The sequence below is a fragment of the Porphyrobacter sp. THAI-01a genome, from assembly GCF_056868655.1.
This window is the reverse complement of record NZ_CP180579.1, coordinates 472,794-497,952: the sequence shown is the minus strand read 5'-3', so window position 1 is coordinate 497,952 and position 25,159 is coordinate 472,794. Positions and strand designations below refer to the sequence as shown.

The 25,159-nt window shown below is 69.8% G+C and carries 27 protein-coding genes; 13 read left to right on the top strand and 14 right to left on the bottom strand.

What is annotated here, in order from left to right; translation table 11 throughout:
* Positions 1 to 91: 91 nt before the first annotated feature.
* The 5 genes from dut to ACMX37_RS02405 form a co-directional block, all read right to left on the bottom strand.
* A complete protein-coding gene (dut, locus tag ACMX37_RS02425) occupies positions 92 to 544 on the bottom strand; it encodes a dUTP diphosphatase (protein ID WP_483147376.1) in 453 nt (150 codons plus the stop codon).
* Complete coding sequence (locus tag ACMX37_RS02420; protein ID WP_483147375.1) at positions 541 to 2,223, bottom strand: bifunctional phosphopantothenoylcysteine decarboxylase/phosphopantothenate synthase; 1,683 nt, start codon at positions 2,221 to 2,223, stop codon at positions 541 to 543. The genes dut and ACMX37_RS02420 overlap by 4 nt, the downstream gene beginning before the upstream one ends.
* A gap of 72 nt (positions 2,224 to 2,295) precedes the next feature.
* Positions 2,296 to 3,417, bottom strand: a complete 1,122-nt coding sequence (locus ACMX37_RS02415) for a hypothetical protein (protein ID WP_483147374.1) — start codon at positions 3,415 to 3,417, stop codon at positions 2,296 to 2,298.
* On the bottom strand, positions 3,414 to 4,970 hold the full coding sequence (gene ubiB, locus ACMX37_RS02410) for a 2-polyprenylphenol 6-hydroxylase (RefSeq protein WP_483147373.1): 1,557 nt from the start codon (positions 4,968 to 4,970) through the stop codon (positions 3,414 to 3,416). The genes ACMX37_RS02415 and ubiB overlap by 4 nt, the downstream gene beginning before the upstream one ends.
* Positions 4,971 to 4,974: 4 nt before the next feature.
* The gene (locus ACMX37_RS02405; protein ID WP_483147372.1) at positions 4,975 to 5,730 is read right to left on the bottom strand and encodes a class I SAM-dependent methyltransferase; all 756 of its coding nucleotides are present in this window, start codon (positions 5,728 to 5,730) and stop codon (positions 4,975 to 4,977) included.
* 57 nt (positions 5,731 to 5,787) lie between these two features.
* On the opposite strand from ACMX37_RS02405, the gene mutM reads away from it, so the two are divergent.
* The 6 genes from mutM to ACMX37_RS02375 all read left to right on the top strand — a co-directional run bounded on the left by mutM (position 5,788) and on the right by ACMX37_RS02375 (position 10,685).
* Positions 5,788 to 6,603 carry a bifunctional DNA-formamidopyrimidine glycosylase/DNA-(apurinic or apyrimidinic site) lyase gene (gene mutM, locus ACMX37_RS02400; RefSeq protein ID WP_483147371.1) on the top strand — a complete coding sequence of 272 codons (816 nt, stop codon included), beginning with the start codon at positions 5,788 to 5,790 and terminating at the stop codon, positions 6,601 to 6,603.
* Between the two features lie 151 nt (positions 6,604 to 6,754).
* Positions 6,755 to 7,015 (top strand): 30S ribosomal protein S20, encoded by a 261-nt coding sequence (gene rpsT, locus ACMX37_RS02395; RefSeq protein WP_088915304.1) that lies wholly within the window; start codon positions 6,755 to 6,757, stop codon positions 7,013 to 7,015.
* A 524-nt stretch (positions 7,016 to 7,539) separates the two neighbouring features.
* Positions 7,540 to 8,943 carry a chromosomal replication initiator protein DnaA gene (dnaA, locus tag ACMX37_RS02390; RefSeq protein ID WP_483147370.1) on the top strand — a complete coding sequence of 468 codons (1,404 nt, stop codon included), beginning with the start codon at positions 7,540 to 7,542 and terminating at the stop codon, positions 8,941 to 8,943.
* Positions 8,944 to 9,040: 97 nt separating this feature from the next.
* Positions 9,041 to 9,460 carry a DUF983 domain-containing protein gene (locus ACMX37_RS02385; RefSeq protein WP_483147369.1) on the top strand — a complete coding sequence of 140 codons (420 nt, stop codon included), beginning with the start codon at positions 9,041 to 9,043 and terminating at the stop codon, positions 9,458 to 9,460.
* Positions 9,457 to 10,236, top strand: a complete 780-nt coding sequence (locus ACMX37_RS02380; RefSeq protein WP_483147368.1) for a HesA/MoeB/ThiF family protein — start codon at positions 9,457 to 9,459, stop codon at positions 10,234 to 10,236. The genes ACMX37_RS02385 and ACMX37_RS02380 overlap by 4 nt, the downstream gene beginning before the upstream one ends.
* A gap of 98 nt (positions 10,237 to 10,334) precedes the next feature.
* Positions 10,335 to 10,685: a hypothetical protein gene (locus ACMX37_RS02375; protein ID WP_483147367.1), complete on the top strand. Its 351-nt coding sequence runs from the start codon at positions 10,335 to 10,337 to the stop codon at positions 10,683 to 10,685.
* Here the strand turns inward: ACMX37_RS02375 and ACMX37_RS02370 are convergent.
* On the bottom strand, positions 10,666 to 11,376 hold the full coding sequence (locus tag ACMX37_RS02370) for an NAD-dependent deacylase (protein WP_483147366.1): 711 nt from the start codon (positions 11,374 to 11,376) through the stop codon (positions 10,666 to 10,668). The genes ACMX37_RS02375 and ACMX37_RS02370 overlap by 20 nt on opposite strands.
* Before the next feature lie 109 nt (positions 11,377 to 11,485).
* Here ACMX37_RS02370 and dapB point away from each other — a divergent pair, with 109 nt between their 5' ends.
* From dapB to ACMX37_RS02350, 4 genes are all read left to right on the top strand, one after another.
* A complete protein-coding gene (dapB, locus tag ACMX37_RS02365) occupies positions 11,486 to 12,214 on the top strand; it encodes a 4-hydroxy-tetrahydrodipicolinate reductase (RefSeq protein WP_483147365.1) in 729 nt (242 codons plus the stop codon).
* A 69-nt stretch (positions 12,215 to 12,283) separates the two neighbouring features.
* The gene (locus ACMX37_RS02360) at positions 12,284 to 13,477 is read left to right on the top strand and encodes a M48 family metalloprotease (RefSeq protein ID WP_483147364.1); all 1,194 of its coding nucleotides are present in this window, start codon (positions 12,284 to 12,286) and stop codon (positions 13,475 to 13,477) included.
* Positions 13,474 to 14,148, top strand: coding sequence for an endonuclease III (nth, locus tag ACMX37_RS02355; RefSeq protein WP_483147363.1), 675 nt, complete (start codon positions 13,474 to 13,476; stop codon positions 14,146 to 14,148). The genes ACMX37_RS02360 and nth overlap by 4 nt, the downstream gene beginning before the upstream one ends.
* Before the next feature lie 56 nt (positions 14,149 to 14,204).
* Positions 14,205 to 14,627: a hypothetical protein gene (locus tag ACMX37_RS02350; protein WP_483147362.1), complete on the top strand. Its 423-nt coding sequence runs from the start codon at positions 14,205 to 14,207 to the stop codon at positions 14,625 to 14,627.
* A 12-nt stretch (positions 14,628 to 14,639) separates the two neighbouring features.
* Here the strand turns inward: ACMX37_RS02350 and ACMX37_RS02345 are convergent, their stop codons facing one another.
* From ACMX37_RS02345 to dapE, 4 genes are read right to left on the bottom strand one after another with little or no spacing between them, the layout of a single operon-like run.
* Complete coding sequence (locus ACMX37_RS02345; protein WP_483147361.1) at positions 14,640 to 15,161, bottom strand: DUF1643 domain-containing protein; 522 nt, start codon at positions 15,159 to 15,161, stop codon at positions 14,640 to 14,642.
* An 11-nt stretch (positions 15,162 to 15,172) separates the two neighbouring features.
* On the bottom strand, positions 15,173 to 16,501 hold the full coding sequence (locus ACMX37_RS02340) for a dicarboxylate/amino acid:cation symporter (protein ID WP_483147360.1): 1,329 nt from the start codon (positions 16,499 to 16,501) through the stop codon (positions 15,173 to 15,175).
* A 50-nt stretch (positions 16,502 to 16,551) separates the two neighbouring features.
* A complete protein-coding gene (locus tag ACMX37_RS02335; RefSeq protein WP_483147359.1) occupies positions 16,552 to 17,787 on the bottom strand; it encodes a dicarboxylate/amino acid:cation symporter in 1,236 nt (411 codons plus the stop codon).
* A 4-nt stretch (positions 17,788 to 17,791) separates the two neighbouring features.
* Positions 17,792 to 18,946 (bottom strand): succinyl-diaminopimelate desuccinylase, encoded by a 1,155-nt coding sequence (dapE, locus tag ACMX37_RS02330; protein ID WP_483147358.1) that lies wholly within the window; start codon positions 18,944 to 18,946, stop codon positions 17,792 to 17,794.
* A 29-nt stretch (positions 18,947 to 18,975) separates the two neighbouring features.
* Here dapE and ACMX37_RS02325 point away from each other — a divergent pair, with 29 nt between their 5' ends.
* Both ACMX37_RS02325 and ACMX37_RS02320 read left to right on the top strand, forming a co-directional pair.
* A complete protein-coding gene (locus ACMX37_RS02325; protein ID WP_483147357.1) occupies positions 18,976 to 19,443 on the top strand; it encodes a cupin domain-containing protein in 468 nt (155 codons plus the stop codon).
* Complete coding sequence (locus ACMX37_RS02320; RefSeq protein ID WP_483147356.1) at positions 19,440 to 20,063, top strand: LysE family translocator; 624 nt, start codon at positions 19,440 to 19,442, stop codon at positions 20,061 to 20,063. The genes ACMX37_RS02325 and ACMX37_RS02320 overlap by 4 nt, the downstream gene beginning before the upstream one ends.
* A gap of 7 nt (positions 20,064 to 20,070) precedes the next feature.
* Here ACMX37_RS02320 and ACMX37_RS02315 read toward each other — a convergent pair whose 3' ends face one another.
* Positions 20,071 to 20,733 (bottom strand): glutathione S-transferase family protein, encoded by a 663-nt coding sequence (locus tag ACMX37_RS02315; RefSeq protein ID WP_088915316.1) that lies wholly within the window; start codon positions 20,731 to 20,733, stop codon positions 20,071 to 20,073.
* A gap of 110 nt (positions 20,734 to 20,843) precedes the next feature.
* On the opposite strand from ACMX37_RS02315, the gene ACMX37_RS02310 reads away from it, so the two are divergent.
* A complete protein-coding gene (locus tag ACMX37_RS02310; protein ID WP_483147355.1) occupies positions 20,844 to 21,263 on the top strand; it encodes a VOC family protein in 420 nt (139 codons plus the stop codon).
* Here the strand turns inward: ACMX37_RS02310 and ACMX37_RS02305 are convergent.
* The 3 genes from ACMX37_RS02305 to ACMX37_RS02295 are packed head-to-tail and all read right to left on the bottom strand — an operon-like array spanning position 21,223 to position 25,158.
* Positions 21,223 to 22,143: an alpha/beta hydrolase family protein gene (locus tag ACMX37_RS02305; RefSeq protein WP_483147354.1), complete on the bottom strand. Its 921-nt coding sequence runs from the start codon at positions 22,141 to 22,143 to the stop codon at positions 21,223 to 21,225. The two genes, ACMX37_RS02310 and ACMX37_RS02305, sit on opposite strands and share 41 nt — an antisense overlap.
* A 16-nt stretch (positions 22,144 to 22,159) precedes the next feature.
* Complete coding sequence (locus ACMX37_RS02300; RefSeq protein ID WP_483147353.1) at positions 22,160 to 23,488, bottom strand: sigma-54-dependent transcriptional regulator; 1,329 nt, start codon at positions 23,486 to 23,488, stop codon at positions 22,160 to 22,162.
* A complete protein-coding gene (locus tag ACMX37_RS02295; protein WP_483147352.1) occupies positions 23,485 to 25,158 on the bottom strand; it encodes a sensor histidine kinase in 1,674 nt (557 codons plus the stop codon). Before ACMX37_RS02295 ends, ACMX37_RS02300 begins: the two co-directional genes overlap by 4 nt.
* Between the last annotated feature and the right edge of the window lies 1 nt (position 25,159).

Below are 25,159 nucleotides of genomic sequence, written 5' to 3'. Positions count from 1 at the left end.
AGGCGGCGCAGGGGATCGCGCCGCCTTTTTTGTTATCTGCCGTCGTTCTTGGCGCAGACCTCTGTCTCCGGCGCCAGCGCGGCCCGCAAACCTAGAGCTTCGCGTGGCCCCCTGTGGAGCCGAAACCGCCCTCGCCCCTTGTCGTGGCGTCCAGTTCCGCGACTTCGTCCCACGCCGCCTGTACCACGGGGGCCAGCACCAGCTGGGCGACGCGGTCGCCGCGCTGGATCGCGAAGGGTTCGGGCCCAAGGTTGATCAGGATCACCTTCAGCTCGCCCCGGTAATCGCTGTCGATCGTGCCGGGGGTATTGGGCACGGTGATGCCGTGCTTCAGCGCAAGGCCCGAGCGCGGGCGCACCTGGATCTCGTAGCCTTCGGGGATTGCCAGCGCGAGGCCGGTGGCGACCGCATGGCGGGCGCCCGGCGCGATGGTCACGTCCTCGGCGCTCACCACGTCCATGCCTGCCGCGCCCGAGGTGGCATAGGCAGGGAGCGGCAGGCCCGCGCCGTGGGGCAGGCGCTTGACCTCGACCCGAACGCTCATTCCGCCGCCTCGGCGTGCAGCGCCGCCGCGATCCGTTCGACCAGCGCCATCGCCACCGCAGCCTTGGGCATCTCCTCGAGCGTCTCGATCCCGTTGCCGCTGACGATGGTGACGCGGTTCATGTCGCCGCCCATCACGTCCCCGCTGACATCGTTCGCCACGATCCAGTCCGCACCCTTGCGCTTGCGCTTGGCCTTGGCGTTGTCGAGCACGCTGTCGGTCTCGGCGGCGAAGCCGATCACCAGTTCGGGCCGCCGCGGCGCGCCCGCGACATTGGTGAGGATGTCGGGGTTCTCGGTCAGCATCAGCGCGGGCGGCGCATCGCCGCGCTTCTTCATCTTGGTGCCGCGATATTCCTTGGGCCGCCAGTCGGCGACGGCGGCGACCATCACCGCGACATCGGCGGGAAGCGCGCGCTTGACCGCCTCGGCCATGTCGCGCGCGCTCTCGACATCGATGCGGCTCACGCCCGCCGGGGTCTTCAACGCGACCGGCCCGGACACCAGCGTCACCCGCGCGCCCATCGCGGCCGCCGCGGCGGCAATGGCGAAGCCCTGCTTCCCGCTCGAACGGTTGGCAATGTAGCGCACCGGATCGATCGCCTCCCAGGTCGGCCCGGCCGTGACGAGCACGTGGCGACCGTGCAACGGCCGGTGACCCGCCGAAAGGCCGAAGTCCTCGCCCCCGGGCACCTCGCCGAGATCGGCCTCGATGTCCTCGGGCACCTCGGGCGCCTGGGGTGCGGGGGGCGCCTTGCGCGGATCGATCAGGTGATTGAGAGCGCCCGCATCCATCGGCGGGGCGGCGCCGGCCTTGCCCTTCTTGGCGAGCAGCGGGCCGCTGAAATCGGGCTTGAACTCGGGCGCGGGCTCCTCGGGCGGGAAGTCCTCGAAGCCTTCGGGCAGGAAGTCCTCGGGGATGTGCTCGGGCAGGTCCTCGTACTCGGCCTCGATCTCGTCATGGGTGCGCTTGGCGGTGGAACGCGGGATGATCCGCGACAGCATCCCGCCGAGAATGCCCTCGGGCAGGGCGACGCTGCCGTCTTCCTCCGCTTCCTCGGGCTCGAGCGCCTCGACGGGCAGCGCGGCCGGCTGGGGCTGCGGCTCGGGCACGGCGATGCCGAGCCGCGCGGCGATCTCGCGCCAGATGGCCTCGGGCTCGGGCAGGCGGCCATAGCCGAACTCCCCGCAAGCCATCGGGCCCTTGTCGGGGTGCAGCACCTCGACCCCGGCGGCCTTGAGCAGGCCGATATTGCGTTGGGTCGCCTCGTGCTCCCACATCCGCACGTTCATGGCGGGCACGGCCATCACCGGCTTGTCGGTGGCGAGGATCAGCGTGGTGGCGAGATCGTCGGCGATCCCGGCGGCCATCTTGGCGAGCAGATCGGCCGTCGCCGGGCAGACCACCACCAGATCGGCCTCGCGCGAGAGCTGGATGTGACCCATCTCCGCCTCGTTCTTGAGGTCGAAGAGGCTGGTATAGACCTGGTTCTCGGACAGGGCGGCCAGCGACATGGGGGTGACGAACTGCTGCCCGCCCTTGGTGACGACGCAGGTCACTTCGCCCCCGCCCTTGCGGATCAGGCGCACCAGCTCGCAGGCCTTGTAGGCCGCGATGCCGCCGCCCACGACCAGCAGGATGCGTGGGGAATGACCCGCTGCCGCTGCCGCCTCGCTCATCTCGCCTTCGCCTTTCGCGCCTCGCCCTCGGGATTCAGACATAGTGCAAGCCTCACCCATCGCAAAGCTTGGTTAAGTTTGCCTTGCCGAAACGCCCGCCGCCCGGCGCAGGAGTTCGCCGATCACGCGCGGGGCGAAGGCGAGGCCGAGCGCATAGGCGGGCAGGGCAAGCTCGATCCAGTAGAAATTCGCAGGCCGCGCGAACAGGGCCATCATCGTGGCTACCCCTGCGAACCACAGGGTGGCGAACAGCCCGAGGCGCCCGCCCAGCCCCGCCCAGCCCGCGAGCGGCAGGATCGCCAGCGGCGCGGCGAGCGGCGGCGGGAGGAACCGCAGCCCGGTCAGCTCGCCCAGCGCGGCGAGCGGGAGGCCGAACCCGGCGCGCGCGTTCCAGCCCTGCGAGGCAAGGTCCCCCGGCAGGCGCGCGGCGTCCACCGCGAGACAATGGAGCCACATTCCGATCCCGAAGAGGCCGAGTAGCGCCAGCAGCGCGAGCGCCTCGCGCCTGCGGCCCGCGGCGCAGGCGAAGGCCAGCCACAGCAGCACGAAGGGTGCCGCCAGCTCGCGCACCGCCAGGGCGGCGGCAGCGGCGGCGAGCGCGGGCCACCAGCGATCCGGGCGCCAGGCGAGCAGCGCGAAGGTCAGCAGCAGCCCGGCGATAAAATCGTGATCATACCCCGCCACCGGCGATGCCGCCGCCCCGCCGCCGAGCGCGAGAAGGATGCTCGCAGCGAGCCGCTCGGGGAGCGTGCCGAGGGGGACGGCGCGCCGCCACAGCGCCGCGATCCCCGCCGCCGTCAGCACCAGCGCCAGCCCGCGCACACCGTCGGTGCCGATCGCGGCCTGCACCCGGGCCAGCGTCGGCAGGCGCACCGCGACGAAGGGGCGGGCGGGATAGCCGCTCGCCCGATGCTCGGCGGTCGCGGCGGCGTAGTAGCCCTCGCCCGCCGCCACTCGCGCGGCGATGCGGGCATATAGCGCCATGTCGCCGGTCTCCCGCACGGGCACAGGCGATGCGGCGGCGACGGGGCTTGCGGGCGATTCTGCCGGTGATGCGGGCGCGCTCGCCAGCGCACCCAAGGCCAGCGCGGCTGCGACCAGCCCCAGCACAAGCAGCGCCGCCCGGCGCGGCAGGTGCGGGAACGGCCGGCCGAGCGCCTCCCAGCGCGCCAGCCAGCCGGAGAGCGGCCTCATCCGATCCAGCCGAGCGCCATCGCCCCCCACAGCGCGCCTGCCCCGCCGAGCGCGGCAAGGATGTAGCCCAGCACGCCCGGCCCCTCGCGCTTGTCGGTGAGCAGCACGATCTCGGGCAGCGGCGGCGGTTCGGGCGCGCCGCCCTTGGGCGGGAACATCTCCTCCACGCGCCGGATCAGGCCGGGCAGGCGCAGCAGGGTCTCGGTGTCCTGCTTGAGCCGGTCGGCCAGCGCGGCTTCCGGCCCCAACTCGTCACGGATCCACTCGCGCACATAGGGCGCGGCGGTGTCCCACATGTTGATGTCGGGGTTGAGCTGGGTGGCGATGCCCTCGACCATCACCATCGTCTTTTGCAGGAGCAGCAGGTGCGGCTGGGTCTGCATGTCGAAATCGCGGGTGATCGCGAACAGCCCGTCGAGCATCTGGCCGACGGAGAGTTCCTTGACCGGCTTGCCCCGCATCGGCTCGCCCACCGCGCGCAGCGCGGTCGCGAATTCGCCGACCGAGTGATAGGAGGGCACGTACTGCGCCTCGAAATGGATCTCGGCGACGCGCTGGTAGTTGCCCGTCGTCAGCCCGTAGAGGATCTCCGCCAGCCATTGCCGCGCGCGGCGGTCGATGCGGCCCATGATCCCGAAGTCGATCGCGACGATGGTGCCGTCGTCCTCGATGAACAGGTTCCCCTGGTGCATGTCGGCATGGAAGAAGCCCGCGCTGATCGCCTGGGTCAGGAAGCTGATCACCAGCCGTTCCGAGATCGCCGCCAGATCGTGCCCGCGCGCGCGCAGTTCATCGACGCGGCTGATCTTGATCCCGTCGATCCACTCGACCGTCATCACCCGCCCGTTGGTGCGGTCCCAGTCGATCGCCGGGATGCGGTAGCCGGGGACGCCCGCCATCTGCTCGGCTAGTTCGCTGGCGGAGGCGGCCTCGCGCCGCAAGTCGAGTTCCGAATTGGTCCAGCGCTTGAAGTTGGCGATGGTGAGGCGCGGGCGCAGGCGCGCGGCCTCCCCGCCCATCGCCTCGACATGGGCGGCGGCCCATTCATAGGTCTGGATGTCGCGCGCGAACTTCTCGCGGATGCCGGGGCGTAGCACCTTGACCGCGACCTTGCGCCCGTCGGTGGTGACGCCCTTGTGGACCTGGGCGATGGAGGCCGCGCCGACCGGTTCGGGGTCGATCTCGCTGAACAGCTTCTCGAGCGGCTGGCCGAAGCTCGATTCGATCGCCGCCCTGATCTGCGCGAAGGGCACCGGCGGGAGCGAGTCCTGCAGGCTCAGGAGATTGTTCGCCGCCTCCTCGCCGACAAGGTCGGGGCGGGTGGCGAGCGATTGCCCGAGCTTGATCGCAGCCGGGCCGATGGCGCGGAAGGCGCCCGCGTAATCGGGCTTGCCGCGCTTGCCGGTCAGCGTCGCGAGGCGGGCGAGGCGCACGAACTGGCGCACCGCGACAGGCGCATTGGGATCATTCTCGATCCCCACCAGCGCGCGGCGGCGGGCAAGCGTCACGCCCCAGCGGGCGAGGCGGGAAAGGTGGACGAGGGAGGAAGTCACAGGCTCAGATCTTCCACCCCGAATGGATCGCCACCAGCCCGCCCATGATCGGCTCGACCTTGGTGTTGGCGAAGCCGGCCTGGCGGATCATCGCCTCGAAGGCGGGCATCGGCGGGAAGCGGCGGATCGATTCGGCGAGGTAGCGGTAGGAATCCGCATCCCCCGCGATCGCCTGCCCCATGCGCGGCAGGAGGTGCTCGGAATAGAGGTCGTAAGCCTCCTTCAGCCCCGACCACTCGACCGTCGAGAATTCGAGGCAGAAGAACCGCCCGCCCGGGCGCAGCACGCGCAGGGCCTCGGCAAGGGCGCGGTCGATGTGGGTGACGTTCCGGATGCCGAAGGCGATGGTGTAGGCATCGAAGCTGTTCGACGCGAAGCTCACGCTTTCCGCGTTCTGGCAGGTGAAGACGAGGCTGCCGTCCTCCTCGGAAAAGCCCCGCTCCATCGCCCGTTCGGCGCCGACGTCGAGCATGTCCTGGTTGATGTCGGCGACGGTGATGTGCGCGCCGCGGGCCGCCATGCGGAAGGCGATGTCGCCGGTGCCGCCGGCCATGTCGAGGATCTGCTCGCCCGGCTGCGGCTTCACGCGCCTGACAAAGCGGTCCTTCCACAGCCGGTGCATCCCGCCCGACATGGCATCGTTCATGATGTCGTACTTGCGCGCGACGCTGGAGAAGACCTCGCCGACCTTGCGGGTCTTTTCCTGAGGGGTGACCTGCTGGTAGCCGAAGGAGACGGTTTCGTCGGTGTTGTCGCTCATGCCCGGTTCCCTAGAAGGAATTGCCCGATAGGCAAAGGGTGTTAGGGGGGTCGGGCCATGCCCGAATTACCCGAAGTCGAAACTACCGTCCGCGGCCTTGCGCGGTTCCTCGAAGGCGAGCGGATCACGCGCGTCCAGCTCAACCGCGCGGACCTCAGGCGCCCCTTCCCCGCCGATCTCGTGCAGGTGATGACGGGGGCCACGGTCACGTCGCTGTCGCGGCGGGCGAAATACGGCCTCGTGCATCTCGACCGCGGGGCGACGATGATCTTCCACCTGGGCATGAGCGGGCGCTGGCGGATCGACCCCGAGAGCGCCGACACCCACGATCACCTGCTGCTGGAAACCGCCTCGCACCGCTTCGCCCTGTGCGATCCGCGTCGCTTCGGCTCGGTCGATCTGGTGGGCACCGAGACGCTCGAAGCCTGGCCGCAATTCGCCGCGCTCGGGCCGGAGCCCCTCGGCCCGGGGCTGACGGCAGCCCACCTCAAGGCGGCGCTCAGGGGCAAGACCCAGTCGATCAAGCTGTGCCTGCTCGACCAGCGGATCGTGGCGGGGCTCGGCAATATCTATGTCTGCGAGGCGCTGTGGCGCGCGGGCATCCGGCCGACCAAGCCCGCGGGCAAGGTCACGGGGCCGCAGCTGGCGCGCCTCGTGCCCGCGGTCGTCGCCGTGCTCGAGGCCTCGATCCGCGACGGCGGCTCCACCTTGCGCGACTATGCCCGGCCCGACGGCGAACTCGGCTACTTCGCCAGCTCCTTCGACGTCTACGGCCGCGAGGGCGAGGCCTGCCGCAGGGACGACGGCGGCGTGATCCAGCGCATCGCGCAAGGGGGCCGCAGCACCTGGTACTGCCCCGTCTGCCAGAAGTAGGCGAGAATCGTTGACCTCAGGGGCACTTCTGACTATGTGCGCCGCTTTCCGGCGGTCGGACCATGAGTCTGCTCGCCCCTTTCGAGCACACCCACGGATTTCCTTTCAGCCGCTTGTGGCGGCCTGAACCAAACGCGAGACAGACACGAATATGGCCAATACGCCGCAAGCCAAGAAGCGCATCCGCCGCAACGCCAACCGCGCCGCCATCAACGGCGCGCGCGTGAGCCGCATCCGCAGCTTCATCAAGAAGGTCGAAGCCGCCTGCGAAGCCGGCGACAAGGAAGCGGCCGCTGCTGCGCTCAAGGCGGCCCAGCCGGAAATGGCCCGCGGCGTCGCGCGCGGCGTGCTTCACAAGAACACCGTGGCGCGCAAGATGTCGCGCCTGACCCGCCGGGTCGCCACGCTCTGATTCGATTCGCCGCGATTCCGTTAGCCCCGATCTAGGGGTGAACACGGGGTCGAAAGGCCTGCAAACGGCAAAGGGCCGCGCTCGTCGAGCGCGGCCCTTTTCAATTGCGACAAATGCGACAACTCTTTCCCGCACAAATGTCAGGATTCACCGCGATTCGCGTGTCCGGTTTCGGGATTTTCGCGGAAAAACAGACGCTTCAACGCAAGTCTGCGGGGTAGAGGCGAGTCAACAGGATTATTTCACTTTTTTTAAAAACTCGCGCTTGCGCTCAGGCACGATGCGTTCTTTACATGAACTCCACCCGGCGCGGGACAGTCCGGGTGCTTTAACAAACTGACCGACAGGGGGGGTCCTCGGAATTGCGATTCCGGGGAAGGGAAAGGCGTTTGCCTGTCGCAATGGAACGAAATTGAGTCTGCCGGATCCGGGGCGGTCCAGCAGGCGGTGTTTGAATTGGGGATGAGCTTGTGCACAGGACTGACAAGGCGCGGGCCGCTGGCCGCCAGGCTGACGAACATCTGATGGAAGACGCCGAAGCCGTGAATCTCGCCGCCGACTGGGCCGATATCAGTCAGGGGCTGCGCAAGGATCTGGGCCACCAGCTGCACAGCCAGTGGATCAAGCCGATCCAGCTGGGCGCGCTCAACCGCGACTGCGGGACGCTCGATCTCTACCTGCCGACCGAATTCTCGGCCAACTGGGTGCGCGACCGTTTCCACGACCGCCTCCAGCTCGCCTGGAGCATCGCGCGCTCCGAAGTGCGCAAGGTCAACATCATGGTCCACCCGGGCCGCCGCCAGCTGCCCGACCTGCGCCTCGACGATGGCCGCCGCCCCGCCAATGACGGCGCGAGCGCGATCGCGATGGCCGCCGGCAGCCTTGGCGATGCGACCTTCACCTCCTCGGTCGGGCTCGATCCCTCGCTGACCTTCGCCGCCTTCGTCACCGGCGAGGCGAACATCCTCGCCTGCAATGCGGCGCAGCGCATGGCCGCGCTCGAACAGCCGCAGTTCTCGCCGCTCTACCTCAAGGCGGCGACCGGACAGGGCAAGACCCACCTGCTCCACGCGATCGGCCACGGCTACCTCCAGGTCCACCCGCGCGCGCGCATCTTCTACTGCTCGGCCGAGCGTTTCATGGTCGAATTCGTGCAGGCGCTGAAGTCGAGCCAGACGCTCGAATTCAAGGCACGGCTGCGCAGCTTCGACCTGCTGCTGGTGGACGACATCCAGTTCATCATCGGCAAGGCGAGCGCGCAGGAGGAACTGCTCTACACGATCGACGCGCTGCTGGCCGAAGGCAAGCGGCTGGTCTTCGCCGCCGACCGCGCGCCCCAGGCGCTCGACGGGGTCGAACCGCGCCTCCTCTCGCGCCTGTCGATGGGCCTCGTCGCCGACATCCAGCCTGCCGACATCGAGCTGAGGAAGAAGATCCTCGTTTCCAAGCTCACCCGCTTCGCCCCCCTGAGCGTGCCGGAAGACGTGGTCGATTTCCTCGCCCGCACCATCACCCGCAACGTGCGCGAGCTGGTCGGCGGCCTCAACAAGCTGATCGCCTATGCCCAGCTGACCGGGCAGGACGTGTCGCTCCTGCTGGCGGAAGAACAGCTCACCGACATCCTCAGCGCCAACCGTCGCCGGATCACGATCGACGAGATCCAGCGCACGGTCTGCCAGTTCTACCGCATCGACCGCGCGGAGATGAGCAGCAAGCGCCGCGCCCGCGCCGTGGTGCGCCCGCGACAGGTGGCTATGTATCTCTCCAAGGTCCTGACCCCGCGCAGCTATCCCGAGATCGGCCGCAAGTTCGGCGGGCGCGACCATTCGACGGTGATCCACGCGGTGCGCCTGATCGAGGACCTGCGCCAGCGCGACGCCGACATGGACGGCGACGTGCGCAGCCTGCTGCGCCAGCTCGAAAGCTGAATTCGCACATAATCTCCGCCAGCTTTGCACCGCCATTTCGACAGGCCCATCCACAGGCCTGTCGACAGGCGGTGCACAGGCTGTAAACAGCCTGTCCATGCCGCATCAGCGCCTTTCCCCCGAGCTTGTCAGCCTGCCCGAGGGCTGGATTCCCGCCCTCCTGCGCGGCGCGAAGGGCACCTGCCCGCGCTGCGGCGAGGCGGCGCTGTTCCACAAGTGGCTGAAGCCGGTCGACCGCTGCGGCCATTGCCGGCAGGACTGGTCCTTGCAGCAGGCCGACGACTTTCCGGCCTATATCGGCATCTTCGTGGTCGGCCACCTGCTCGCGCCGGTGGTGATCGCGATGATCGCGGGCGGGGTCTCGGCGTGGCTGACCCTCGCCATCCTCCTGCCCCTGTCGGTCGCGATGCTGCTTGCCATGCTCCAGCCGACCAAGGGCGCGGTGATCGCCTTCCTGTGGTGGCACGGCATCGGCGCCTTCACGCAGGAGCGTCGCAAGGTGGATGACCGGTCATGACCCTGTCGTCCGCACGTCTTGACCGCTTCGCCCGCCACATCGTCCTGCCCGAGGTGGGCGGCGCGGGACAGGTGCGGCTGGCAGCGAGCAAGGTCGCGGTGATCGGCCTCGGCGGGATCGGCTCGCCCGCCCTCCAGTATCTCGCCGCGAGCGGGATCGGGCGGCTGGCGCTGGTCGACGACGACGTGGTCGACGTCTCGAACCTCCAGCGCCAGACGATCTTCACCACCCGCGATGTGGGCTACGGCAAGGCAGTCTCGGCGCGGCGCTGGCTCGCCAATTTCGACGACGCGCTTGCCGTCGACGTGTCCGATGCGCGGATCACGCCGGAGAACGCCGCGGCGCTGATCGCGGGCGCCGACCTCGTGCTCGACGGCACGGACAATTTCGCCACCCGCCTCGCGGTCTCCGATGCCTGCGTTGCGGCCGGCATCCCGCTGCTCTCGGCCGCCGTGGGGCGGTTCCAGGGACAGGTCGGGGCCTTCGCCGGGCACCTTCCGGTCGAGCCGTGCTACCGCTGCTTCGTCGGCGATGCCTTCGACGCCGAGGACTGCGACACCTGCGCCGACGACGGGATGCTCGGCGCGATGGCCGGCTGGGCGGGCACCTTCGCGGCGATGCAGGCGATCAAGGTGCTGCTGGCGGGGGTGAGCACCCTCGGCACGCCGCAATGGGGCAGGCTCCACATCCTCGACGGCCTCGCCCCCGCGATGCGCACGATCCGCATCGGCAAGGACCCGGCCTGCCGCGCTTGCGGCGCTGCCCCCTCGGCCTGACCCGCTCGCGCCACGGCGCGGCACGGAAACGCCCCTGCGCGCGGAACATCGCCCCGCCACTCCCGGTCGCCCTCCCTGTCAAGCAAGGAGGCCTCCCCATGAACTTCGATTTCGATGCGGTCATGTTCCTCGCGCTGTTCACGCTCGGCGCGGGATTGGTGATCGGTCTGGTCTCGTGGATGCGCGCCCGCAAGGCGCAGGATCACCACGAGGATGCCGCCGTCGCCGAACGTCAGCGCCACGAGGACCCGCGCGCGGACCTGGGCGGCACCCCGGGCGACATCGACCCGACGGTCTCGCACCACGGCGACGCCCGTCCCGCCCCGCGCCCCGCCGCGCCCTCGGAATCCGCGCGCGACGGGAACATCACCGGCTCGACCGATTCGGGACGCACCTGGAGCGAGGAACGCGGGGCCAACCCGCCGACGCCTAACCCGCCGCGGAACTGAGCACCTCGTCCACCCATTCGGGGACGAGCGCGCTCGCCGGGCCGAGGCGGGTCTCGTGGAACAGGCGCGATCCCTCGCTCGGCTCGAGGTTGAGCTCGAGCGTGCGCGCGCCGTTCACCCGCGCCTCCTGCACGAAGCCCGCCGCCGGATAGACCGCGCCCGAGGTGCCGATGCTCACGAACAGGTCGCAGGTCTCGAGCGCCCGGTAGATCCGGCCCATCTCGTAGGGCATCTCGCCGAACCAGACGACATCGGGCCGCAGCATCGGCGCATGGCAGACGGGGCACGGCGGGCGGTCGATCATCGGCGCCTCCCAGCGCGAGCGCGTCCCGCAGGCGGTGCACAGCGCGCTCTTGAGCTCGCCGTGCATGTGCAGCACCCGCGCGCTGCCGCCGCGTTCGTGGAGGTCGTCGACATTCTGGGTGACGAGCAGCAGCTCGCCCGCGAAGTCGCGCTCCAGCCGCGCCAGCGCCGCATGGGCGGGATTGGGTTCGACCTGCGCCAGGGCCGCGCGGCGCATGTCGTAGAAGCCGAGCACGAGGCGCGGGTCGCGCGCGAAGCCCTCGGGCGTGGCAACATCCTCGATCCGGTGCTGTTCCCACAGGCCCCCTGCGGCGCGGAAGGTGTCGATCCCGCTCTCTGCGGAAATCCCTGCGCCGGTGAGGATGACGATGCGTCTGGCTGTGTCCATGCTTCCTTCCGTTCGTCCTGAGCTTGTCGAAGGACTGCACTTCCTTGGCAACCCCGCTAAAGAGAAATACGGCCCTTCGACAAGCTCAGGGCGAACGGAAGGTGGGTTGATGCTGCAATTCGGGGTGATCGGACACAAGGGCCGGATGGGGCAGGCGCTCGAGGCGGCGATCGCGCAGGCGGGGCACGCCATGTGCGTGGGGGTGGATGCGGGAGGCTCGATCGGGCCGCACGCGGGGCACTGCGACGTGCTGGTGGATTTCTCCGCGCCGGATGCCCTCGCCGCCAATCTCGGCGCGGCGAAGGTTGCGGGCAAGCCGATCCTCGTCGGCACCACCGGTCTGGAAGAGCCGCATTTCGTGATGCTCGCCGAGGCCGCGCGCGCCGTGCCGGTGCTGCAATCGGGCAATTTCTCGCTCGGCGTCACGCTGATGGCGCATCTGGTGCGCGAGGCGGCATCGAAGCTCGGGCCGGAGTGGGACATCGAGGTGCTGGAGATGCACCACCGCATGAAGGTCGACGCGCCCTCGGGCACGGCCAAGCTGCTGGGCGAGGCAGCCGCAAGCGGGCGCGGGATCGCCCTTTCCGACAACATGGAGAGCGGCCGCCACGGCATGACCGGCGCGCGGGCAGAAGGCGCGATCGGCTTTGCCACCCTGCGCGGCGGCACGGTGGCGGGCGAGCATTCGGTGATCTTCGCCGGCCCCGAGGAGCGCCTCGTGCTGTCGCACTCGGCGGAGAACCGCATGATCTTCGCCCGCGGCGCGGTGAAGGCGGCGGAATGGCTCACCCGCCAGGGCGCGGGGCGCTACACCATGAACGACGTGCTGGGCCTGTGAGGCTTGACCGCCCGACGCGCCACCGTATTACCTGAATAACACACAAGACGAAAACGGGGAGCCACCACCATGTCCGCCACCCTCACGCCTGCGCAGGCCGCCGCGCGGATGGTCGACAGTCTCGGGGTCGAGGCACTGGCCAAGGCACAGGCCTACACCACCGGCAATCACTGGCTGCTGCTGTGGGGCGTGGTGGTATCGGTGGTGGTCGCCTTCGTGATGGTGCGCCTGCGCCTGCTCGACCGGATCGCCGCCCGCTTCGCCAACCCCGCGCGCTTCTGGGCGACCTATGCCGTCAGCGCGGCCTTCCTGGTGATTTCGGCTGTCCTCGCCCTGCCATGGACGATCTACAGCGACTGGCACCGCGAGCGCGCCTATGGCCTCTCCAGCCAGCCGCTCGGCGATTTCCTCGGACAGCAGGCGATCGGCGAGGCGATCAGCGTGGTGCTGGTCGGGCTGTTCCTCGTGGGGGTCTATGCCCTGATCCGCAAGGCCGGCCGCCGCTGGTGGCTGTGGAGCGGGGGGCTTGCCGGGGTGATGACGCTGCTCGGCCTGCTGGCCGGCCCGCCGCTGATCGAGCCGCTGTTCAACGACTACCAGCCCGTGCCGCCGGGCGAGGTGCGCACGGCGCTCGAACAGATCGCGGACGATGTCGGCATCCCCCACGACCGCATCTTCATGTATGATGGATCGCGCCAGTCCGACCGCTTCACCGCCAATGTCTCGGGGATCGGCCCCTCGGCGAGGATCGCGATTGCCGATGTCGCCCTGAAGGAGGCGAGCCTTGCCGAGGTGCGCGCGGTGACGGGGCACGAGGCGGGGCATTACAAGCTCGGCCATGTCTGGCGCTCGGCGGTGATCCTCCCGCTGCTGGCGATGGCCTTCTTCTTCCTCCTCGACCGCCTGTTCGCGCCCACCGCGCGCCTGCTGGGGAGCGATGCACGGCTGGACGAGCCGCGCGGCCTGCCGGTCTTCGCCGTCGTGGGGTCGGTGCTGGGGCTGCTCGTCACCCCGCTCACCAACACGCTGACCCGGATCGGCGAGACCGAGGCCGACCTCTATTCGCTCCGGACGGTGAACGAGCCCGACGCGCTCGCCAGCGCGCTGGTGAAGACCGCCGAATACCGCTACCCGCGCCCCTCGCCGCTCGAGGAGGTGCTGTTCTACACCCACCCCTCGGTCGAGAAGCGCGCGCTCATGGCGATGGAGTGGAAGGCTGCGCACCCCGCCCCGGCGGCACCGGCGGCACCGGCGCAGCCATGACCCGTGACCAGATCTTCGAGTTCTTCCGCCGGCTGGCCGAGGACAACCCCTCGCCGCAGACCGAGCTGGAATACGGCAATGCCTATCAGCTGGTGGTGGCAGTCGCCCTCTCCGCGCAGGCGACCGACGTGGGGGTGAACAAGGCGACCCGCGCGCTGTTCGCCAGGGTCGAGACGCCGCAGCAGATGCTCGCGCTCGGCGAGGAGGGGCTGAGGGAGCACATCAAGACCATCGGGCTGTTCAACTCCAAGGCCAAGAACGTGATCGCCCTGTCGCAGCTCCTCGTCGACGAATATGGCGGCCAAGTGCCCGCCACCCGCGAGGATCTGGTGCGCCTGCCGGGCGTGGGGCGCAAGACTGCCAATGTCGTGCTCAACTGCTGGTTCGGGCAGGAGACCTTCGCGGTCGACACGCACATCTTCCGTGTCGGCAACCGCACCGGGCTCGCCAAGGGCAAGACCCCCGATCACGTCGAGGCCAAGCTGGACAAGCGCGTCCCCCAGCCCTTCCGCCTCCACGCGCACCACTGGCTGATCCTCCACGGGCGCTATGTCTGCAAGGCGCGCAGCCCCGAATGCTGGCGCTGCAAGGTCGCGGACCTGTGCTCGTTCCGCAAGAAGGTGACGGAGCCGCCCAAGGGCCGCGCGGCGGCGGATGGCGGCGTGGGTTAAGGCAGGGTACAAGGGCCCGTGCCATGATGCTGCGGCAACCGACAGAGAGACCTGCCATGACCCTGCGCTTCCTCGCCCTCGCCCCGCTGCCGCTCCTCGCTGCGGCCTGTGCCCCGGCCGATCCCGAGACCGTCGCCGCCCGCTCCGCCGCCGCCATCGCCGCAGCGCCCGAGGCGACGGTGCTCGGCGAAGGCCAGAACTGCATCGACCGCTCGCAGGTCCGCAACACGGTGGTGCGTTCGGACCAGGTGGTCGATTTCGAGATGCAGGGCGGCAAGGTCTATCGCAACATCCTTACCCAACGTTGCCCGGGCCTCGGCATGGACCGCGCGATCAGTTACGAGACCTCGATCAACCAGCTGTGCCGCCAGCAGATCGTCTATTCGCTCCAGAACATCGGCGGCGTCGTCCAGCGCGGCGGGGGATGCAGCCTCGGCGATTTCGTGCCGGTGGAATATGTGAAGCGGGCGAAGGACTAGGCCGGGGCCGCGTCAGGCGGGGCGCTGCCAGAGCGGCAGGGGCGTCTCGTGAATCAGGATCTGCGGATGGCGCGGATGGCCGCTTTTCAGGTGCGTGAGGCATAGGAGCGGCTTGCCCGCCGCCTCGAGAAGGTCGGCGACCGCGCGCCACCGGTCGGCATGGGTGCGGGGCAGCTTGCCGGGCGCACCCCAGGCGACGCAGATCGCGTCCGCCTCGCGCGCGATCGCGGCGAGGTGGGCATCATTTTCCGGCCCCACCGGATCGGGCACCCGCGCCAGCTCCGCCACGTCGGGCGTGCGCCAGGCGAAGAGGTTGCCGATCATCGCGCGGCCGTAGCCCAGTCGTCGGCATATCGTCTGCACCCGGTCGATGGTCGGATCGTCGAGGTCGGCGGTGGCGCGCGAGGGGTTGATCATCACCACCGCGAGCGAGGGGCCCGGCCCGAGGACGCGTTCCAGGCGGTAGCGGTAGCGCTCGCAGGGCGAACAGACCGCGGGCCCCGGATGACGGGTCGGCCAGCGCCGCTCGGCCACCGAGCGCGCGCCTAGCGCCCTTCCTCGAAATTGCTCGGGTCGAGCTCCAGCCCCGCGCGGCCGTCGGCGGCGGTGTGGGCCGGGGCGTGGGGGTGCTCGACATAGTCGGGCTCGGGAGCCTCGAGCATCCCCTCCCACTTGGTGATGACCGCCGTCGCCACGGCGTTGCCGACCACGTTGGTGGCGGTCCGGCCCATGTCGAGGAACTGGTCGATGGCGAGGATGATCGCCACGCCCTCGACCGGCAGGCCGAACATCGCGAGCGTGCCGGTAATCACCACCAGCGACGCCCGCGGCACCGCGGCGATGCCCTTGGACGAGATCATCAGCGTCAGCAGGATCATGATCTGCGTGCCGATGCTGAGGTCGATGCCATAGGCCTGCGCGATGAAGATCGTCGCGAAGCTCATATACATCATCGAGCCGTCGAGGTTGAACGAGTAGCCCAGCGGCAGCATGAAGCCCGAGATGCGGCGCGGCACGCCGAAGCGGTCGAGCTGTTCGAACAGCTTGGGCAGCGCGGCCTCGGAGGAGGCGGTCGAGAAGGCGATCATCAGCGGCTGGCGGATGTAGCGGATCAGCATCCACGTCCGCGCGCCGAGGAACAGCGCCCCCGCGCCGAGCAGGATCACCCACAGCAGCACCAGCGAGAAATAGAATTCCAGCAGCAGCGTGAGATAGGTGCCGAGGATCGCGAGGCCGCTCGCCGCGACCACGTTGGCGAGCGCGCCAAACACCGCGACCGGCGCATAGCGCATCACGTAGCCCGTTACCTGAAGCATCATCTCGGCGAGCGCATCCGCCCCCTTGACCAGCGCCTGCCCGCGCTCGCCGATGGCCGACAGCGCGACGCCGGCAAAGATCGAGAAGACGAGGATCTGCAGGATGTTGTTGGTCGCCAGCGCCTTGACCGCGTTCTTGGGGAAGATCGAGAGGATGAAGTCGGTCGCCTTCAGCTCCTTGACCTCGCCCACCGCGGCAGTGGCGGCGGCAACATCGGGGATCGGCGCGCCGACGCCGGGCTGGAAGATGTTGACCAGCACGAGGCCCAGGCCGATCGACACGAGGCTCGCAGTGATGAACCAGGTCAGCGCCCGCACCCCGATGCGGCCCAGCGCCGCGCTGTCGCCCATGTGGGCGATGCCCACGACGATCGTCGATAGCACCAGCGGGGCGACCAGCATCTTGATGAGGTTGAGGAAGATGTCGCTCAGCAGCTTGAACCACGGCGCGATCGATTCCTTGATCACCGCCGGATCGATCGTCTGGTTGAGCACCTGGCCGACGATCACGCCGAGCACCATGCCGACGAGGATGTAGAGCGTGAGCTTGCGGTCCATTTCTGCCCGTTTCCGTTGAATCGCAGCGCGCAATCCACACGGACGCCTGCTCAGATGTCGTCTGCGCTGACCAGCTCTGCCCTGTCAATCTCGCCCGTGAGGCTGGCCACGGTTACGGCCACGGCGGCATCGCCGGTGACGTTGGTGGTGGTGCGCATCATGTCCATGATACGGTCGACCCCGGCGACGAAGGCGATCGTCTCGAGCGGCACGTCGACTGCGCCGAACACCAGCGCCATCATGATCAGCCCCGCCCCCGGAATCCCCGCCGCGCCGACCGCACCCAGCGTGCCCAGCAGCGCGATCATGCCGTAGTCGGCCCAGCTCAGATCCACCCCGAAGATCTGTGCCCCGAACAGCGTGGCAAGGCCGAGATACATCGCCGTGCCGTTCATGTTGATCGTCGCGCCGAGGCTGACGACGAAGCTCGCAACCGAACTCGAGACGCCGAGATTGCGCTCGGCGCAGCGCAGCGTCACCGGCAAGGTCGCGTTGGAACTGGCGGTCGAATAGCTCACCGCCATCGCATCGACGATGCCGCGGAAGAAGCCCGTGACCTGCTGGCGCGCCACCAGCCTGATCATCCCGCCATAGACCAGGACGATGATCAGAGCGCAGCCGAGGTAGTTGAGGAACACCAGCTTGCCGAGCGCCGCCAGCGCATCGAAGCCGAGCGTGCCCGCCACCCAGGCCATCAGCGCGAACACGCCGAAGGGGGTCAGCTCCATCACGATCATGGTGACCTTCTGCATCACCACAGAGCCGCTCTCGAAGATCCGCAGCACCGGCGCCCCGTCCTCCTTCGCCATCAGGATGCCGATCCCGATCAAGAGCGAGAAGACGATCAGCGGCAGCACGTTGACGTCGGCCATGACCTGAACGGGGCTCTGCGGGATCATGCCCAGCACCATGTCGCGCCATGTCGTCTCGTTGGGCGCGGGGGCTGCACCCATGTCGATGCCGGAGGTGTCGACCCCCACGCCCGGTCCGATCACGGTGCCCAGCCCCAGGCCCAGCCACACCGAGATCTGTCCGGTCACCACGAACAGCAGCATCGCCCGCCAGCCGACCGCGCCGAGCTTCCTCAGGTCACCGATGCTGGCGACGCCTGCGACGAGGCTGAAGAAGATCAGCGGCACCACCAGCATCTTGATGAAGGCGATGAACACATCGCCGATGATCTTGATGCTTTCGGCTCCGGGTCCCCACAACCGCCCGGCGATGATGCCGAGGATCAGGGCAGCGATGACCCGCTGCCACAGGGGAACCCGAAACCAGACCGACACGACGTTACTCCTTCAACTCCTCGCCCAGCGCCAGCGCCGCGCGGGCGATGCGGGCGTAGATGCGCGCGAGCACGGCGAGATCGGGGATCGCCACCGCCTCGTCGCGCTTGTGCATGGTCGCGTTGCACAGGCCGAATTCGATCACCGGGCACACAGAGCGCAGGAAGCGCGCATCGGAAGTCCCGCCGGTGGTGGAAAGTTCCGGCACCACCCCGGTTTCCGCCTCGACCGCCGCGCTCACCAGCGCCGAAAAGGCGCCCGGTTCGGTCAGGAAGGGCTCGCCCGAGATCACGGGCCGCGCCTTGCCGCCGTGCTTCTCGGCGATGGCGCAGACGCGGTCGGACAGGCTCTTGCCGGTGTGCAGGTCGTTGAAGCGGATCGAGATGCGCGCGTGGCCGGCCGCGGGAATGACGTTGTGCGCGCGGTTGCCGACGTTGATGTCGGTGATCTCGAGGTTGCTCGGCTGGAACCACTTGGTCCCGGTGTCGAGCGTCAGGGCGTCGAGTTCGGCGAGGATCGCGACCAGCCGGGGCAGCGGGTTGTCGGCGAGGTGGGGATAGGCGACGTGGCCCTGCGTGCCCTCCGCATCGATGAAGATGTTGACCGAGCCGCGCCGCCCGATCTTCACCATGTCGCCGAGCCGGTGGACCGAGGTCGGCTCGCCGACAAGGCAGAGGTCGGGCTGGATGCCCTCCGCAGCCATGTGGTCGATCAGGGCGCGGGTGCCGTGGAGCGCCGGGCCTTCCTCGTCGCCGGTGATGATGAAGCTGATCGTGCCGACGTCCTGCGGCACCTCGGCGACGGCGGCGACCATCGCTGCGATCGCGCCCTTCATGTCGACCGCGCCGCGCCCGTGGAGCAGTTCGCCGCGCACCTGCGGCTCGAAGGGATCGGAGGCCCATCCCTCTCCCGGCGGCACCACGTCGAGATGCCCGGCGAAGGCGAAATGGCGCGAGCCTTCGGGTCCGGCGCGCAGGGCAAAGAGGTTCTCGACCGGCGCCTCGTCCGATCCTTCCGGTCCATCCCCCCGCGTGAAACGGTGGACGGCAAAGCCCAGCGGCACCAGCATCGCCTCGAGTTCGGCGAACACCGCGCCGGTGGCGGGGGTGACGGAAGGCGCGGCGATCAGGCGCTTGGCAATATCGAGCGGGTCGAGCATCTTGACGGGCCTAGCAGGAGTTGCCTCCGATGCCCAAGCTCGATCTTGCCGCGATCCCCCTGACCAATGCCACAGGCTATCCGCCCCCGTTCGATGCGGCGGTGGAGGGGCGCTGGTATCGCCGCCTCGCCCCCGCCGCGGGCTTCGGCCTGATGGGCGCGAGCCACGTCACCCTCCTGCCCGGCGCCTTTTCCTCGCAGCGCCACTGGCACCGCGGGCAGGACGAACTGGTGTTGATGCTCGAAGGCCATGCGGTGCTGATCGACGATGCCGGCGAAACGCCCGTCGGCCCGGGCGACGTGCTCGCCTTTCCGGCGGGCGAGGCGAACGGGCACTGCCTCCACAACCGCTCCGGGGCGCCCTGCGTCTTCGTCGCGATCAGCGCCGGCGACAAGGCCGCCGACAGCGGGGAATATCCCGACATCGACATGGTGTTCGACGCCGATGGCTATGCCCGCAAGGACGGCACCCGCTACGACGCGCGCCGCGCACCGTGATCGACCCTCTGGTCGACTGGGCGGGCTTCGCCCTTGCCGTGCTGCTGGTCGAGGTCACGCCCGGGCCCAACATGGCGTGGCTGGTGACGCTGACCCTGTCCGAGGGGCGCGGCGCGGGGCTGCGGGCGGTTGCCGGGGTGGCGCTCGGCCTTGCGGTCAACGCCGCGCTCAGCGTGCTCGCGGCGAGCCTGATCCTCGCGCAGGGCCCGGCGCTGACCACGGCGGTTTCGGTGCTGGCGGCGGCGATGATGGCGTGGCTGGCGCTCGAGGCATGGCGCGATGCGGGCGAAAGCTCCACCACCGCCACCCCGCACCGAAGCGGGGAACGTCACGCCTTCGCCGGGTTCGCGATCAATGTGCTCAACCCCAAGTCGGCCCTGTTCCTCATCACCGTGATGCCGCAATTCGTCGCGGGCGGGCGGCCGACCGTGGAGCAGGGGCTGGTGCTGGGGGCGGTGAGCGTCGGGATCGCCACCGCGATCCACGGCGCGCTGGTGCTCGCTGCCGAGCACGCCCGCGCGGCGCTGATGGCCGAGGCACGGGCACGGCTGGTGCGGCGGGTGCTGGCGCTGGCGATGCTGGGCGTGGCGGCGTGGTTCCTGACCAAGGCTTTCGCCTAGCCGGTAATCACCGCACCATCTCGAACTGCTCGATCACCCATTCCTCCTCCTCGGCCGCGCCCGTCCATTCGCGCATCCATTCATGCTCGGTGATCGCCTCCATGTAGGCCTGCGCGAAGCCGGGGACGCCGATGCCGTAGGTGACGAAGCGCGTCACCACCGGCGCATAGAAGATGTCGGCGGCGCCGAAGGTTCCGAACAGATAGGGCCCCGCGCGGCCGTGGCGCGCGCGGGCCTCGGCCCACAGGCCGAGGATGCGCACGATATCGTGGCGGGTGGCGTCCGAGAGGCCGGGCAGTTCCACCCGGCGGCGGATGTTCATCGGCAGTTCGCGGCGCAAGCTGAGGTAGCCCGAATGCATCTCAGCCACCATCGCCCGGGCCATCGCGCGCGCAGGCTCGTCCTTGGGCCAGAACCGCTCGCGCCCGACCTTGTCGGCGCAATATTCCATGATCGCGAGGCTGTCCCACACGACGGAATCGCCGTCCCACAGGATTGGCACCTTGCCGCTTGAGGGCTGGACCTCGCCCATGTCCTGCTTCAGCCGGTCCCACTCCTCGCCCATGATCGGCACGGTGAGTTCCTCGAAGGAGAGGCCCGACTGCTTGACCGCGAGCCAGCCGCGCAGGGACCAGCTCGAATAGTTCTTGTTGCCGATGATGAGTTTCATGGGCCGTCTGCTCCACCTTGCGAGAACGGTTGAGCGGCTCCCCTAGGAATTCAGACTTCCCCTGTCGAGGCTGAACGGTCTAACGCAGGCAGGAATCGAGGAGCCCGCCCATGACCCTGCCCCCCTTCCACCTCGCCTTTCCCGTCGACGATCTCGCCGAGGCGCGGCGCTTCTACGGGGAGGTGATGGGCTGCGCGGAAGGGCGCTCGTCGGACGAATGGGTCGATTTCGACTTCCACGGCCACCAGATCGTCGCCCATCTCGCCCCGGGGCAGGCGGGGGACCGGGCGTCGAACCATGTCGACGGGCACGGCGTGCCGGTGCCGCATTTCGGGCTGGTCCTCGAAATGGCGGACTGGGAGGCGCTCGCCGAACGCCTGCGCGCGGGCGGCTGCGCCTTCGTGATCGAGCCGACCATCCGGTTCCGGGGTCAGCCCGGCGAACAGGCGACGATGTTCCTGCGCGACCCTTCGGGCAATGCGCTCGAGTTCAAGGCCTTTGCCGATCCGGCGAGCCTGTTCGCGACCTGACGGCGCCGGTCGCGATCACGCGCGCGGCGGCGCCGGCCATGCGGCCGTTGGAATGGCCGACGCCGGGGACGAACTCCATACGCCAGCCGAATGGCACCCCCGCCCGCTCCGCCGCCGCGCGGCCCGCGGCGAAGAAGCTCTGACCGCGCGCGAAGCGGTGGGGGCCCTGCCGGTTGGCCTCGGGCGTGGTGCGCAGGTCGGGATCGGCGGTGTCGGTGTCGGCCGTCCCCAGCAGCACTGTGAGCGGCTTGCCGAGCGCCGCCGCCAGCGCCCCGGCCGGGACCGGCGCTCCGCCAAGGCCATAGGGAAAACCCGTCGCGGCATCGGGCATGGTGTACCATCCGGCATTGGCGGCGATCGCCTGCTCGATCCGCGCCTCGGGCATGAACAGCACGAAGCGGTGGACGAACTGCGCTCCCGCCGAATGGCCGTAGAGCGTGTAGCGTGCGGCCCGCGTGCCGAAGCGGGCGCGCACGTCGTCGAACAGCGGCTCGATCGCCGCGAAGGACCACAGCGCGCGCGGGCGCTGGGTGCCGTCGGCGGCGGCGAAGTATCCCGCGTTGTAGCCGAGCGATCCCGGAAAGTCGGCGCGGGAGAACTCCGGCACGACGAGGATGAAGCCGTACCGCTGCGCGAGCGGGGCCCATTCGTCGCGGTAGCGGTCCGCGTCGCGATTGACGCCGTGCATCACGACCACCACCGGCGTGTCCGGCCCGGCGCTGTCGGGGAGCTGGTACCACACCGGCAGCGGCGGCCCCTCCCAGCCGGTGAAGACGAACCGCCCGCGCAGCTCGGGCGGAGCGGCGGCGCGGGCGGGTTCGGCGAGGCCGAGGATCGTCGCCAATGCGAGGATCAGGGCGGCAAGGGCGGCGCGGCGCATGCTGGTGTCCTTCCCACTAGCGGAAGCGCGAAGGCTTGAGGTCGTGTTTGGCGAGCTTATCGTAGATCGTCTTGCGCGGCGTGCGCAGCATCGCCTGCAATTGCGCGACATCCCCGCGGCAGCGGCGCAGGGCATCCTCCAGCACGGTGCGCTCGAAATCGGCGACGATCTCGGCCAGCGACCGTTCGCCCTGCAGCGGGGGTGCCACGCCCGCCTCGGTCAGCCCCAGCACGAAGGCGCGGGCATAGGCGGAGAGCTCGTGGAGGTTGCCCGGCCAGTCATGGGCGAGAACATGCCGCCACTCGGCCTCCCCGATCGCGGGAACCGCAAGGCCGAGTTCGCGGGCGTGGCGGGCGGTGAACAGGCGGAACAGCTCGGCCACATCCTCGCGCCGCTGGTCGAGCGGAGGAAAGGCGATCTGCACCGCCCCCAACCGGTGCCACAGCGGATCGCGCGCCTCTGCCGCATCGTCGGAACGGGCGATGATGATCCTCAGGTTAAGCCGCCGCGGCTGGGCGGCGCCGATGGGGAAGACCTGCCGCGTCTCGACCAGCGCCAGCAGCCGCGCCGCCAGCGCGCTGCCCGCCGCCGCGATTCCGTCGAGGAACAGCGTCCCGCCATTGGCGCGCTCGACGAGGCCGGTGCGCGAAAGGCCCGCGCCGCCTGCCGCCGGATCGCGCCCGAACAGCAGCAGTTCGGCATCCTCGTGCGCGAGGACCCCGGCATCGACGGCCACGAAGGGCCGCCCCCGGCGCGGGCCGAGATCATGGATCAGGCGCGCGGCGTGGCTCTTGCCGGTGCCGTGGGGGCCGCTCAGCACAACGTCGATCTCGGACCGGGCCACGCCCTCGATCACCGCGCGCAGCCGCTCGGCGGCGGGCGAACTGCCGGGGATCGCCCCGTGGGCGCCCCGCCCCGCCTCCTCGCGCAGGCGCCGGTTCTCGAGCGCGAGCGCGCGGCGCATCGCGGCAGAGCGCACCGCGCGGATCAGGTCGGCCGAGGCATAGGGCTTGGTCAGGAAATCCGCCGCCCCGTTCTTCATCGCCTCGACCGCCATGGCGATGTCGCCGTGTCCGGTGACGAGGATCACCGGCAGGTCGGGGTCGATGTCGCGCAGAGCGGCGAAGAAGGCGATGCCGTCCATCCCCGGCATCCGCACGTCGCTCACCACCACGCCCGGATAATCCGCCGTGAGCCAGCCGAGCGCGGCGCGGGCATCGGGAAAGGCGCTTACATCGGCCCCCTCGAGCATGAGCGCCTGCAAGGTCGCATCGCGCAGGGCCGGATCATCCTCGACCAGCGCGACCTGGAGCGGCAGGGCGGCGGAGGCTGGCGCGCTGCTCATGCTGCCGGCATCACCATCACGAAGCGGGCGCCCGCAGGCGTGGGCTCGTGCAGCAGGTCGCCGCCGAGCTGGCGCATGATGTCCTGCGCGATCGCGAGGCCGAGGCCGATGCCTTGCGCCTTGGAGGTGACGAAGGGCTGGAACAGCGTTTCGCGCAGCTCGGGCGGCACCCCCGGCCCGTCGTCGCTGACCCCGAGCCGCACCATGCCGCCCTCGCCAGCCGCGATGTCGAGCGCGATCCGGCCGCCCTCACCGCAGGCCTGCACCGCGTTCTGGAGCAGGTTGACGAGCACCTGTTCGAGCTGGACGTGGCGGGCGCGGACCGTCACCGCCATTGCCTCGGCCGGCGGGAGCGCAAGGGCGATGCCCTGCTGGCGGAACTGGTCGCGCAGCAGCAGCAGCGATCCGTCGATCACCTCGGCAACGCGGATGTCGCGCGGCTCCTCGGCCGAACGGCGGCTGAAATGGAGCTGTTCCTCGGTGATCTCCCCGATCCGGCCGGCAAGCCCCGCGATCCGGGCGAAGTTGTCCGCCGCCTCGGCGGTGCGCGCGGCGGCGAGCAGGCGCTCGCCCGTCTCGGCATAGACCCGCATCGCGGCGAGCGGCTGGCGGATCTCGTGGCCGAGGCCGGCCGTGATCTGTCCGAGCGTCGCCAGCCGGTTGGCCTGGCGCAGCTGCTCGCGCAAGGTGGAGGTCTGGGCCTCGATCTCGGCCGCGGCGCGCGCCTGCCGCTGGCGCCGCCACAGGACCGCGCCGACACACGCGAGCGCCAGCAGGCCGAGCGCGCTCACCCCCGCGAGCCGCCCGTTGGCGACGGCGACCGAAAGCCGCGCAGTAGGGTCGGCGAGCAGGTGCAGTTCCCAGCCCGCGGGGGCGATCGGCTGGATCTTCTCGATCATCCGCACCGCCCCACCGCCGCCCTTGCCGCCGCCGGGCAGTTCGAGCGGTTGCGGCTGCGCGACGCCATAGCGCATCGCGTCGCGCGCCGGATCGCGCAGGCCCGGCTCCCCCGCAGCCACGCGGAACCGCCAGTCGGGATTGCTGGCGAGCAGCACGATACCGCCCGCGTCGGTCACGAACACCCCGTCCTCGGCCTGGCGCCACTTCGCTTCGAGGCTGTCGAACTCCACCTTGACCGCGACCACACCGAGCGGCGCCCCGGCCGGGCCGACCCGTTCGGCGAGATAGAGGCCCGGGCGGCGGCTGACCGTGCCAAGGGCGAATTCCGTTTCCGTGCCGTCGCGCAGCGCGCCGGTGAAATAGTCGCGGAAGCGGTAGTTGGAGCCGATGAAGCTGTCGGGCCGGTCCCAGTTGCTCGCCGCCTGCGTGGTGCCCTCGGCGTCGATCAGATAGATCGCCGCCGCCCGCGTCTGCCGCGCCAGTGCGGCGAGCCGCCGGTTGAGAAGATCGCGCTGCGCACCATTGCCGGCAAGCAGCTCGGCCACGTCCGGATCGCCCGCCAGCACGCGCGGGACGAGGGTGAACTTGTTGAGCTCGCTTTCCAGCGCGGCGGCAAGGATGGCGGCCTGTCCGTCGGCGGCGGCGCGGGTCTCGGCGAGCGCCTGCACCCGCATCGCCCGGTCGAGGCCGAGCATGGCGAGCGCCACCAGCAGCAGCACTGCGGCAGCCGCGATGCCCGCCAGATACCAGCGCCCCAGCCTGCCCTGCACC

What these genes read in the sequence shown, in the direction of transcription:
- ACMX37_RS02420 (WP_483147375.1), bottom strand. Translation starts at nt 2,223, where the DNA reads ATGAGCGAGGCGGCAGCGGCAGCGGGTCATTCCCCACGCATCCTGCTG.
- dnaA (WP_483147370.1), top strand. Translation starts at nt 7,540, where the DNA reads ATGGAAGACGCCGAAGCCGTGAATCTCGCCGCCGACTGGGCCGATATC.
- ACMX37_RS02375 (WP_483147367.1), top strand. Translation starts at nt 10,335, where the DNA reads ATGAACTTCGATTTCGATGCGGTCATGTTCCTCGCGCTGTTCACGCTC.
- dut (WP_483147376.1), bottom strand. Translation starts at nt 544, where the DNA reads ATGAGCGTTCGGGTCGAGGTCAAGCGCCTGCCCCACGGCGCGGGCCTG.
- ACMX37_RS02350 (WP_483147362.1), top strand. Translation starts at nt 14,205, where the DNA reads ATGACCCTGCGCTTCCTCGCCCTCGCCCCGCTGCCGCTCCTCGCTGCG.
- ACMX37_RS02315 (WP_088915316.1), bottom strand. Translation starts at nt 20,733, where the DNA reads ATGAAACTCATCATCGGCAACAAGAACTATTCGAGCTGGTCCCTGCGC.
- ACMX37_RS02360 (WP_483147364.1), top strand. Translation starts at nt 12,284, where the DNA reads ATGTCCGCCACCCTCACGCCTGCGCAGGCCGCCGCGCGGATGGTCGAC.
- ACMX37_RS02310 (WP_483147355.1), top strand. Translation starts at nt 20,844, where the DNA reads ATGACCCTGCCCCCCTTCCACCTCGCCTTTCCCGTCGACGATCTCGCC.
- ACMX37_RS02340 (WP_483147360.1), bottom strand. Translation starts at nt 16,501, where the DNA reads ATGGACCGCAAGCTCACGCTCTACATCCTCGTCGGCATGGTGCTCGGC.
- ACMX37_RS02300 (WP_483147353.1), bottom strand. Translation starts at nt 23,488, where the DNA reads ATGAGCAGCGCGCCAGCCTCCGCCGCCCTGCCGCTCCAGGTCGCGCTG.
- ACMX37_RS02370 (WP_483147366.1), bottom strand. Translation starts at nt 11,376, where the DNA reads ATGGACACAGCCAGACGCATCGTCATCCTCACCGGCGCAGGGATTTCC.
- ACMX37_RS02325 (WP_483147357.1), top strand. Translation starts at nt 18,976, where the DNA reads ATGCCCAAGCTCGATCTTGCCGCGATCCCCCTGACCAATGCCACAGGC.
- nth (WP_483147363.1), top strand. Translation starts at nt 13,474, where the DNA reads ATGACCCGTGACCAGATCTTCGAGTTCTTCCGCCGGCTGGCCGAGGAC.
- ACMX37_RS02305 (WP_483147354.1), bottom strand. Translation starts at nt 22,143, where the DNA reads ATGCGCCGCGCCGCCCTTGCCGCCCTGATCCTCGCATTGGCGACGATC.
- dapE (WP_483147358.1), bottom strand. Translation starts at nt 18,946, where the DNA reads ATGCTCGACCCGCTCGATATTGCCAAGCGCCTGATCGCCGCGCCTTCC.
- ACMX37_RS02415 (WP_483147374.1), bottom strand. Translation starts at nt 3,417, where the DNA reads ATGAGGCCGCTCTCCGGCTGGCTGGCGCGCTGGGAGGCGCTCGGCCGG.
- ACMX37_RS02380 (WP_483147368.1), top strand. Translation starts at nt 9,457, where the DNA reads ATGACCCTGTCGTCCGCACGTCTTGACCGCTTCGCCCGCCACATCGTC.
- ACMX37_RS02385 (WP_483147369.1), top strand. Translation starts at nt 9,041, where the DNA reads ATGCCGCATCAGCGCCTTTCCCCCGAGCTTGTCAGCCTGCCCGAGGGC.
- ACMX37_RS02405 (WP_483147372.1), bottom strand. Translation starts at nt 5,730, where the DNA reads ATGAGCGACAACACCGACGAAACCGTCTCCTTCGGCTACCAGCAGGTC.
- dapB (WP_483147365.1), top strand. Translation starts at nt 11,486, where the DNA reads ATGCTGCAATTCGGGGTGATCGGACACAAGGGCCGGATGGGGCAGGCG.
- mutM (WP_483147371.1), top strand. Translation starts at nt 5,788, where the DNA reads ATGCCCGAATTACCCGAAGTCGAAACTACCGTCCGCGGCCTTGCGCGG.
- rpsT (WP_088915304.1), top strand. Translation starts at nt 6,755, where the DNA reads ATGGCCAATACGCCGCAAGCCAAGAAGCGCATCCGCCGCAACGCCAAC.